This window comes from Bacillus cereus group sp. Bc031 (assembly GCF_027716265.1).
In the GTDB taxonomy this organism is placed as follows: domain Bacteria; phylum Bacillota; class Bacilli; order Bacillales; family Bacillaceae_G; genus Bacillus_A; species Bacillus_A paranthracis.
The window spans coordinates 25,820-34,337 of sequence record NZ_JAQFUL010000056.1; the positions used below are offsets into that span (position 1 = coordinate 25,820).

Here is an 8,518-nt window from a genome sequence, read left to right on the forward strand (position 1 = left end):
TATAACTGTATTGTTTACAAAAATATTATCTTGTAATAATAAAGGGGAAAACAAAAATGGCAATAATATCTATAGAAAAAGCTACAATTTTAGATGCTGAAAAATTAACAGAAATAATGACAAGAACATTTGATGAAGAAGCAGAACGATGGTTATGTGGTCAAGGTGATGTTATTGACTATAACATCCAACCACCAGGGTATTCTTCAGTAGAAATGATGAGATATTCAATCGAAGAATTGGATTCTTATAAAGTAATAATGGATGAAAAAATAATCGGGGGAATTATAGTTACGATCTCAGGTAAGTCATATGGCCGGATTGATCGTATTTTTGTAGAGCCTGTTTATCAAGGGAAAGGAATTGGATCAAATGTTATTAAATTAATAGAAGCGGAATATCCAAGCATAAGGATTTGGGATCTCGAAACATCGAGTAGACAAATTAATAATCACCATTTTTATAAAAAGATGGGTTACCAAACAATTTTTGAATCAGAAGATGAGTATTGTTACGTGAAAAGAATAGGGACGAGCTCAAACAAAGAAAGTGTATTTAAAAATGAAGACATGAAAAATAGCCAATACGAAAACTGCAACTTGGAAAATACAGAGTATTATCAAGTAAATTTAAAAAATAGTTCATTTGTTGGCAGCAATATAAGGAATATGAATATGAGCAATTGTAATGTAAGTCAATCCAAGTTTAGAAATATTAATTTTAGAAGTTCTTCATATGCAGATTTAAATCTTTCTGGCAGTAAATTTAGTTTGGTGATTTTAGGTGGAGTTCAATTTAAAGATACAAGTCTTGGAGAAAATAAATATCCTATTTCATTTAATAGATGTGATTTAGAAGGGAGTACGATAAGTAGTAGTAATCTAAAAAATATGGAAATAGAAAATTGTGATATAGCCGGTATGAAAGTAAATGGTATTCCAATGGAAAAGCTGCTTGCGTTATATAATAAAGTAAAAAGTTAACCGGTTAATGTAGATAAGTTTGTTCGTAAAGCTAATATTATGCCGAAATAATTATATAAAAATAACATAAAGAAATAAAGGAGAGAAGGGGTTTCATGCGGGAGGCTAGAATGAATATATGTATTGTTAAGAATATGGAGGGAAGAAAATATGACGATCAAAGTAAGAGCAGTAGAAATACAAGATGCCAGAGCGATTCACCGTATATGCATACAAGATGACGTTTTACCTTATATGATTTTCTTACCTAGCATGCGTGTAGATGCGATGGAAAATAGAATTCGAAATTTAGCACCAAATCAATTTGAATTTGTCGCAGAGTATGATGGGGAAGTTGTAGGATTTGTTGGGTTAACCCAAAGTCCTGGACGTAGATCTCATTCGGGTGATTTGTTTATCGGGGTAGATAGTGAATATCATAATAAAGGCATTGGAAAAGCTCTTCTTACAAAAATGCTTGATTTGGCTGATAATTGGTTAATGTTAGAGAGAGTAGAACTAGGTGTTTTAGAAACGAATCCTAAAGCGAAAACTCTATATGAAAAATTCGGATTTGTAGAAGAGGGAGTAAAGATAGGAAATTTGAAAGCTCACGGAAAGTTTATTAATGAAATTATGATGAGTCGTTTTAGACCTGATGGTTTAATTGTACATAATGGATAGTGAAAGCATGACAGTATAATGTCATGCTTTTTTATTAGAATTTGGTTGTAATAAAAATAATGCAAGACCAATAAAAATAACTGTAATGCCTAGTCCTTGTTGTAAAGAAATAGTCTCATTTAATATAAAGTACGCTAGTATACAAGTCCCAATTGTTTCTCCTAAAATGCTCATGGAGATTACAGTAGCACTCATCCATTTTAATAACCAATTAAAAATCGTTTGCCCTAAAATCGTAGCAATAAACGCCAAACCAATAAAGCATAGCCAAGTTTGTGTAGAGTAATGGATAAGAGATTCGTGTTTCATATAAGCAAATATACCAAGAAAACAGGCGCTACTTCCATAACTAATGAGCGAATACGGTATAAGTGACAAATCTTTACGAACATATTGGCTAATGAAAAAGTATGCGGTAATAATTCCTGCCGCAATAAATGCTAAAATATCTCCGTATAAGGCTTCCACGCTAATTTGGAAATCTTGCCAGCCAATGATGATACTTCCTGAAATAGCAATGAGACAACCGATAATCGCGCCTCTCGTAAACCTTTCCTTGAATAAAAAATAACCACCAATCATTGAGAATAAAGGTTGTAACGTTACGATAACAGTAGAGCTTGCTACAGAAGTATATTGTAACGATTCAAACCATAGTACATAATGTGCAGCTAAAAATAGCCCAGAAATGAATCCGAATCCCCATTGTCTTCTTGTTATTGTTTTTAGTTCGTTTCGATTGTTTCGATTAAAAAGTAATAATGGCAACAGAATTAATACAGCGAAAAATAATCGATAAAAAGCAATGATAGTTGCAGGAGCATCTGCCAATTTTACAAAAATCGCTGAAGTTGATAAGGCGAATACACCGAAAAATAAGATGCAATATGAAAGAATAGGTGATTTCAAAGTTTGTCCCTCCGATAGATTGTCTATTATAATAAACTAAATACGATAAAATGTACAAAGGTAAGTATATAAGTCTCGGAGACGATAGAAAAGGATTATTTGCCTTTGTTTAGTAAGTCAACACAAAAGCGATGAAATATATATTATGATGGACGAAGGAAGGATTTACTATGATACATGATAGGCTTGGACAAACTGTATTAAGTTATCGTAAGAAAAATAAGATGACAATTCGCGAATTTGCGGATTATGCAGGAATTAGTACTTCATTAATTAGTCAAATTGAACGAGGACATGCGAATCCCTCGTTAAGTGTATTGGAATTAATAGCGAAAGCGTTAAATGTACCGCTATTTACACTATTTATTAATGAGATTGATACAGATTCACTCATTTCTAAGAAGAAAGATAGAAAGAAAGTATATCGAGAAAATAGCGATCACATAGTTTACGATGTATTAACACCAGATTTTATGAAAGCGCGTATTGAAATGTTAATGATGGACCTAAATAAACAAGCAAATACAACGGAAAATCACTATTCACATGAAGATAAAGAAGAAATTGCTGTTGTTATGAAAGGAGAAGTTTATGTGGAGTTAGAAGGCAAAGAGTACTTCTTAGAAGAAGGAGATGTTGTACGTATCCCGCCAAATGTGAAACATCGTTTTTTGAATAAGAGTGATGAATCCAATCATATTTTATTTGTATTGACGCCATCTTTAGGATGAGTATAAAGTGATTTTTTTACGGGGGATAGAAAGATGGAAAATAAAACTGTTTTAAAAGGTGGCTTGTCAATTGATTGGGATTTTGGACATGTTTTTAAATTCTCATATAGTTACTTTGATCATATTAGGAGGGCTCCAAAATATAAAGATATAACTTTAGAGAAATTCCGATTTGTTATGAATACGTAATGAAGCCTAATGGTCTGTATTAAGGTACAAAAATATAAATTTATTTGTTGTTAGTATATTATTTTAAAATATGTAAGATTTTACATGAGTATTTTACTTTTACTAATTATGTAAATAGGCTATACTAAAATACATACATTTTAGTATTGGAGAGAGAAGTAAAACGACATGGAATTAGTGAAATTGGAAAAAGTAATTGAAATAAAGAAAGAAGAACTTTTATATTTAGTATCAGATTACGGAATTCAACATGAAAAAGTATTGGCATTAAGTCAAGAAATAGACAAACTGATTAATTACTTTATGTTTTTAAAATAGGAAGAACTATGACATGATGTGAAAATGTTATAGTTCTTTTTTATTTGGAAATTCAGATGTATATTCTATATACTAATAATAGATGGAATATTCTGTTTTAGAGGAGGCGGATACATGATATTACATACGTACATTTCAGGAGAAGGGGAACCAATCGTACTTTTACATTCTGGTGGTATGACAGGTTTAGTAGAATATGAAGAGCAGGTAGCATTTTTTCGAGAACAAAATTATCAAGTCATTCGCCCTGATTTAAGAGGCCATGGAAAATCAGGGGGGACATTGGAGAATTATTTCCTACGTTCTGCAAAGGATTTATATGATACGTTAGAGCATCTACAAATTGATAGATGTCATATAGCGGGTGTTTCACTAGGGGGATTAATCGCTTTATTATTTGCAAAAAAGTATCCAGAGAAAGTGAGAACATTAACTTTTTCAGGAATCTTTCCGGTTAAGAGGGATAATTGGGAAGAGTCTCTGGAGTATGAAGCGAAGTGTCACGAGCAATTGATGAAAAATGAAGAAGTTATAACGTATATGAATCAAATTCATGAAAAAAGTGATTGGAAAGCATTGCTTGAATCGTGGCAAGTTAAAGATTGGTATCCTTTCGATGAAATTGGTGATGTAGCGAATCTTCAAATACCTACACTCTGTATTGCTGGGGGAGATTCAGAAGATGAAGTTACAGCTGTTACAACGTTCAAACAATTAAACGGAAATATTCATATTGCCGTTATTCCGTTTGCCAGTCATTTAGTACATAATGATCAACCAAAAATTTATTCGGATATATTGTCTAATTTCTTACAGAATGCGCAAGTTGCTAGTCGAATATAAGGACTTTTGGGTATAATAATAAAGGAATTATTAATTGTATCGGTTAGGAGCGCAATACATATGAAAACAGTTGTTGTCATCGGTGGAGGTATAACGGGACTTTCTACTATGTTTTATTTAGAAAAATTAAAAAAGGATTATAATATAGATTTAAATTTAATCCTTGTAGAAAAAGAAGAGTACTTAGGTGGGAAAATCCATAGTGTAGAAGAAAAGGATTTTATTATGGAATCCGGAGCAGATTCTATCGTTGCTCGTAATGAACATGTCATGCCGCTTATAAAAGATTTAAATTTAGAAGAAGAAATGGTATATAATGAAACGGGTATTTCTTACATATATTCTGATAATATTTTACATCCAATTCCTTCTGACACTATATTTGGGATACCGATGAGTGCCCGATCGTTGTTTAGCAGTACGCTAGTATCAACGAAGGGGAAAATTGTTGCTTTAAAAGATTTCATAACGAAAAATAAAGAGTTTACAAAAGATACTTCTCTTGCTGTATTTTTAGAAAGCTTTTTAGGAAAAGAGTTAGTAGAAAGACAAATTGCTCCGGTGCTTTCAGGTGTATATTCTGGTAAATTGAATGAGCTTACTATGGCGTCTACACTACCGTATTTACTGGATTATAAAAATAAATATGGAAGTATTATTAAAGGTTTTGAAGAGAATAAAAAGCAGTTTCAATCAGCAGGAAACAAAAAGTTCGTATCATTTAAAGGTGGATTATCTACGATTATTGATCGTTTAGAAGAAGTGCTGACTGAGACGGTTGTTAAGAAGGGTGTTGTAACGACAGCTGTAAGTAAACAAGGTAATCGCTATGAAGTCTCCTTTGCAAATCACGAATCAATCCAAGCTGATTATGTTGTTTTAGCAACTCCGCATGATATCGCAGAAAGTTTATTACAGTCTAATGAGTTAAACGAGCAGTTTCATACATTTAAAAATTCATCACTTATAAGTATTTACTTAGGATTTGACATACTAGATGAACAATTACCAGCGGACGGCACAGGATTTATCGTAACAGAAAACAGTAATTTACATTGTGATGCTTGTACATGGACAAGCCGGAAGTGGAAACATACATCTGGAAACCAAAAGCTATTAGTGAGAATGTTTTATAAGAGTACGAATCCGGTATATGAAACGATTAAAAATTATAATGAAGAAGAACTAGTACGAGTCGCTTTATATGATATTGAAAAGAGTCTCGGAATTAAAGGTGAACCAGAAGTAGTTGAAGTGACAAAATGGAAAGATTTAATGCCGAAATATCATTTAGAACATAATCAAGCAGTTCAAACATTACAAGAAAAAATGACGGATCTATATCCTAATGTATACTTAGCAGGTGCCTCATATTACGGTGTCGGTATTGGTGCGTGTATTGGAAATGGAAAGAACACTGCAAATAAGATAATTGCAACATTAAATGAACCGACAAATTAATATAGCATACATATATAAATAAAATGTCCCTCCAATATAACGGAGGGACATTTTATTTATTTTACTTGAATTGAGATCTTTTTATTCGTTGTATGATTCTCAGTAATCGTTAATGTTATATTACCGGATTCTTTAAATGAATATGATGAGAGTTGATAAAGCTCTTTTATACCATGTTTCTCTTTTAATTTATTGGCAGGAAGTAATGTTATGTTCGGTTTCCATGTTTCCTGTTTACCTGAAGGATAGTTTACTATTATTTCTGGATTATTTAATTGCATTGGTTTCCAAGAGGCAAAATGTAGCTTAACTTCTGTATCTTTTTTTAATAATTCTTCTGAGAAATATCCAAGCTCTCCAACGTTACCGAAAACAGTAAAGTTTTGATTTTGTAATGTGATATCTAAATGTTTAGGTTGATATGTTGCTGCGTGATAGATTCCATATGAAAGAGAAAGAGTAGCGGCGATTAAAATGCTGATTGAAAATGTCTTAAAGCTATTGCCTTTAAAACTAGTCATCATGAATGAGTTTGGAGTGAACTTTTTTGCGAATAAAAATATGAGTAATATGAGTAAGAGGGATAAGCTGATGAATATATACAAAGGAAATTTACACCTCCACAATAAAATAAGGTATTGACTATATTTTACCATAAATGTATGGGGTAGGGTGTTGTTTTAGAAGGGAAAAGTGAGTATGGAATAAAGAGATGATCAATGTACTATGATCATCTCTTTATTTTTCGCATCATGTAAATGCAAGAAGGGTTACTCTTAGTTCGTATTGAATTAAGAGGGTAGGCTACTCTTGAAATATTTGATTAATGGGACATTGAGGACTTTCCTAATTATAAATATGTTTTCTGCTATAATGAATAAGTAGAAAGAAAGGAGTGATCCTATGGCATTTCCTATATTAGAAACAGAACGTTTGCGTTTAGTTGAAATAGAACAATCTTATTGTCAAAAAATATATGAAATCTTTTCATTGGATGAGGTAACGTGTTATTACGGTATGAATTCTTTTACAGAATTTGGACAAGCTTCACGTATGATTGAATCTTTTTCAAAAAATTACTTTGAGAAAAAGGCAATACGATGGGGGATTGTATTAAAAGAAACAAATAATTTAATAGGTACAATTGGATTAAATAATTTACAATTATGGAGTAAACGATCTGAAATTGGATATGACTTACATCCTCGTTATTGGGGGAATGGTTATGCGTCAGAAGCAGCCAGGGAAATTATTCGTTATGGATTTCAAGATTTAGGCTTATTTAGAATTGGTGCTATTACATACCCTGAAAATGTTACTTCTTGTAAAATGTTATGTAAAATAGGTTTTCATAAAGAAGGATTATTACGTGGATATATTCATCAAGGAAATAAGCAACATGATGCATTATTGTATTCTATAGTTCGAACGGATGTTGAAGATTTAAATTTATAATAAAAAACCCCTCTTAAATAAGAGGGGTTAAGTAAAAATTAACCTAACTTAGGTAATAAACGTTCTCCGCTTTTCATGCTACGTTTACATAAAGGGCATTTAGGCTCTTCTTCAAATGAAAAGTTCTTTCTCATCCATCCTAAACAATCCTCTGCTTCACATTCCCAGACAGGGGTTTGTTCTGGTGGTACTTCTGCTACATCGTTCTTTCGATTGCGATACATGTAACCACTCCTTTTATGTAAAAAATTTTAGTTATATATTAAAAAGGTTGTTAACCGTGCTGGTAACAACCTTTTTATTGTTTGAATTATAGCTTTACAACGTTTTTAGCTTGAGGTCCACGGTTACCGTCTTCAACTTCGAAGCTAACTTCTTGACCTTCGTCAAGAGATTTGAAGCCGTCGCCAGTGATAGCTGAGAAGTGAACGAATACGTCGTTGCCACCTTCAACTTCGATGAAACCGAAACCTTTTTCGCTGTTAAACCATTTTACTTTACCTGTTAATGTCATGGTAATGCCTCCTAAAAATTAAAAAGATTACAATATGTTCGGCCTTATTTGAATGAAAAATAAAATTTCACATATTATCAAAAACCCATAAGGAATATAAAATGTTCCTGATTGATACTTGATAATATGCAAAGAAAATATACTGTTAAATTGACCTTAATTACTATCTTACAACAAATGGTGGGAAATAGCAAGTGCTGGTAATACCAGTGTGAAATCGGATGGTAAAAGACACAAAAACATCTCTTTTATTTATATATTATTCCTAATTTTGGTTTATGCAAAATCATGTAAAAAATGGAGTGAAATATTATTAATAGGTCACTTGTGGTAAAATATGGTTGTTAACTGGTGGGAATTAAATATTAATAAAGGAAAAGACCTGCGGTAGTATGTCAACTGAAAAACAACAGAATTTTTAGTTATCAAAGTACTATTTATTTAAAAAAGAC

General features: G+C 32.0%; 12 protein-coding genes. 8 read left to right on the forward strand and 4 right to left on the reverse strand.

All coding sequences use genetic code 11. From position 1 onward, the window contains the following. Positions 1-56 precede the first annotated feature (56 nt). Positions 57-983 (forward strand): GNAT family N-acetyltransferase, encoded by a 927-nt coding sequence (locus tag PDQ33_RS19655; protein ID WP_000974857.1) that lies wholly within the window; start codon positions 57-59, stop codon positions 981-983. A gap of 150 nt (positions 984-1,133) precedes the next feature. Next, on the forward strand, positions 1,134-1,646 hold the full coding sequence (locus PDQ33_RS19660) for a GNAT family N-acetyltransferase (RefSeq protein WP_000153560.1): 513 nt from the start codon (positions 1,134-1,136) through the stop codon (positions 1,644-1,646). A gap of 21 nt (positions 1,647-1,667) precedes the next feature. On the opposite strand, the gene PDQ33_RS19665 is transcribed toward PDQ33_RS19660, so the two are convergent. Continuing rightward, positions 1,668-2,555, reverse strand: coding sequence for a DMT family transporter (locus PDQ33_RS19665; RefSeq protein WP_000841801.1), 888 nt, complete (start codon positions 2,553-2,555; stop codon positions 1,668-1,670). Positions 2,556-2,725: 170 nt separating this feature from the next. Between PDQ33_RS19665 and PDQ33_RS19670 the strand changes: the two genes are divergently transcribed. The 5 genes from PDQ33_RS19670 (at position 2,726) to PDQ33_RS19690 (ending at position 6,097) form a co-directional block, all read left to right on the forward strand. Further along, entirely contained in the window at positions 2,726-3,286 is a 561-nt protein-coding gene (locus PDQ33_RS19670) for a helix-turn-helix domain-containing protein (protein ID WP_000581024.1), read from the forward strand. Positions 3,287-3,319: 33 nt separating this feature from the next. Beyond that, on the forward strand, positions 3,320-3,475 hold the full coding sequence (locus PDQ33_RS19675) for a hypothetical protein (RefSeq protein WP_000428945.1): 156 nt from the start codon (positions 3,320-3,322) through the stop codon (positions 3,473-3,475). A gap of 168 nt (positions 3,476-3,643) precedes the next feature. Continuing rightward, positions 3,644-3,793 (forward strand): aspartyl-phosphate phosphatase Spo0E family protein, encoded by a 150-nt coding sequence (locus tag PDQ33_RS19680; RefSeq protein ID WP_000424361.1) that lies wholly within the window; start codon positions 3,644-3,646, stop codon positions 3,791-3,793. Between the two features lie 114 nt (positions 3,794-3,907). After that, the gene (locus tag PDQ33_RS19685; RefSeq protein ID WP_061130761.1) at positions 3,908-4,636 is read left to right on the forward strand and encodes an alpha/beta fold hydrolase; all 729 of its coding nucleotides are present in this window, start codon (positions 3,908-3,910) and stop codon (positions 4,634-4,636) included. Positions 4,637-4,696: 60 nt separating this feature from the next. Further along, the gene (locus tag PDQ33_RS19690; RefSeq protein ID WP_061130762.1) at positions 4,697-6,097 is read left to right on the forward strand and encodes a protoporphyrinogen oxidase; all 1,401 of its coding nucleotides are present in this window, start codon (positions 4,697-4,699) and stop codon (positions 6,095-6,097) included. Between the two features lie 56 nt (positions 6,098-6,153). On the opposite strand, the gene PDQ33_RS19695 is transcribed toward PDQ33_RS19690, so the two are convergent. Further along, on the reverse strand, positions 6,154-6,702 hold the full coding sequence (locus PDQ33_RS19695) for a hypothetical protein (RefSeq protein WP_000275268.1): 549 nt from the start codon (positions 6,700-6,702) through the stop codon (positions 6,154-6,156). A gap of 298 nt (positions 6,703-7,000) precedes the next feature. Between PDQ33_RS19695 and PDQ33_RS19700 the strand changes: the two genes are divergently transcribed. Then, positions 7,001-7,552, forward strand: coding sequence for a GNAT family N-acetyltransferase (locus PDQ33_RS19700; protein WP_270395312.1), 552 nt, complete (start codon positions 7,001-7,003; stop codon positions 7,550-7,552). A 38-nt stretch (positions 7,553-7,590) separates the two neighbouring features. On the opposite strand, the gene PDQ33_RS19705 is transcribed toward PDQ33_RS19700, so the two are convergent. Together PDQ33_RS19705 and cspD are read right to left on the reverse strand one after the other, a co-directional pair. Then, entirely contained in the window at positions 7,591-7,776 is a 186-nt protein-coding gene (locus PDQ33_RS19705; protein WP_270756472.1) for a cold-shock protein, read from the reverse strand. Between the two features lie 86 nt (positions 7,777-7,862). Continuing rightward, positions 7,863-8,066, reverse strand: coding sequence for a cold-shock protein CspD (gene cspD, locus PDQ33_RS19710; RefSeq protein ID WP_000176368.1), 204 nt, complete (start codon positions 8,064-8,066; stop codon positions 7,863-7,865). Positions 8,067-8,518: the final 452 nt, after the last annotated feature.

What these genes read in the sequence shown, in the direction of transcription:
- PDQ33_RS19655 (WP_000974857.1), top strand. Translation starts at nt 57, where the DNA reads ATGGCAATAATATCTATAGAAAAAGCTACAATTTTAGATGCTGAAAAA.
- PDQ33_RS19660 (WP_000153560.1), top strand. Translation starts at nt 1,134, where the DNA reads ATGACGATCAAAGTAAGAGCAGTAGAAATACAAGATGCCAGAGCGATT.
- PDQ33_RS19670 (WP_000581024.1), top strand. Translation starts at nt 2,726, where the DNA reads ATGATACATGATAGGCTTGGACAAACTGTATTAAGTTATCGTAAGAAA.
- PDQ33_RS19675 (WP_000428945.1), top strand. Translation starts at nt 3,320, where the DNA reads ATGGAAAATAAAACTGTTTTAAAAGGTGGCTTGTCAATTGATTGGGAT.
- PDQ33_RS19680 (WP_000424361.1), top strand. Translation starts at nt 3,644, where the DNA reads ATGGAATTAGTGAAATTGGAAAAAGTAATTGAAATAAAGAAAGAAGAA.
- PDQ33_RS19685 (WP_061130761.1), top strand. Translation starts at nt 3,908, where the DNA reads ATGATATTACATACGTACATTTCAGGAGAAGGGGAACCAATCGTACTT.
- PDQ33_RS19690 (WP_061130762.1), top strand. Translation starts at nt 4,697, where the DNA reads ATGAAAACAGTTGTTGTCATCGGTGGAGGTATAACGGGACTTTCTACT.
- PDQ33_RS19700 (WP_270395312.1), top strand. Translation starts at nt 7,001, where the DNA reads ATGGCATTTCCTATATTAGAAACAGAACGTTTGCGTTTAGTTGAAATA.
- PDQ33_RS19705 (WP_270756472.1), bottom strand. Translation starts at nt 7,776, where the DNA reads ATGTATCGCAATCGAAAGAACGATGTAGCAGAAGTACCACCAGAACAA.
- cspD (WP_000176368.1), bottom strand. Translation starts at nt 8,066, where the DNA reads ATGACATTAACAGGTAAAGTAAAATGGTTTAACAGCGAAAAAGGTTTC.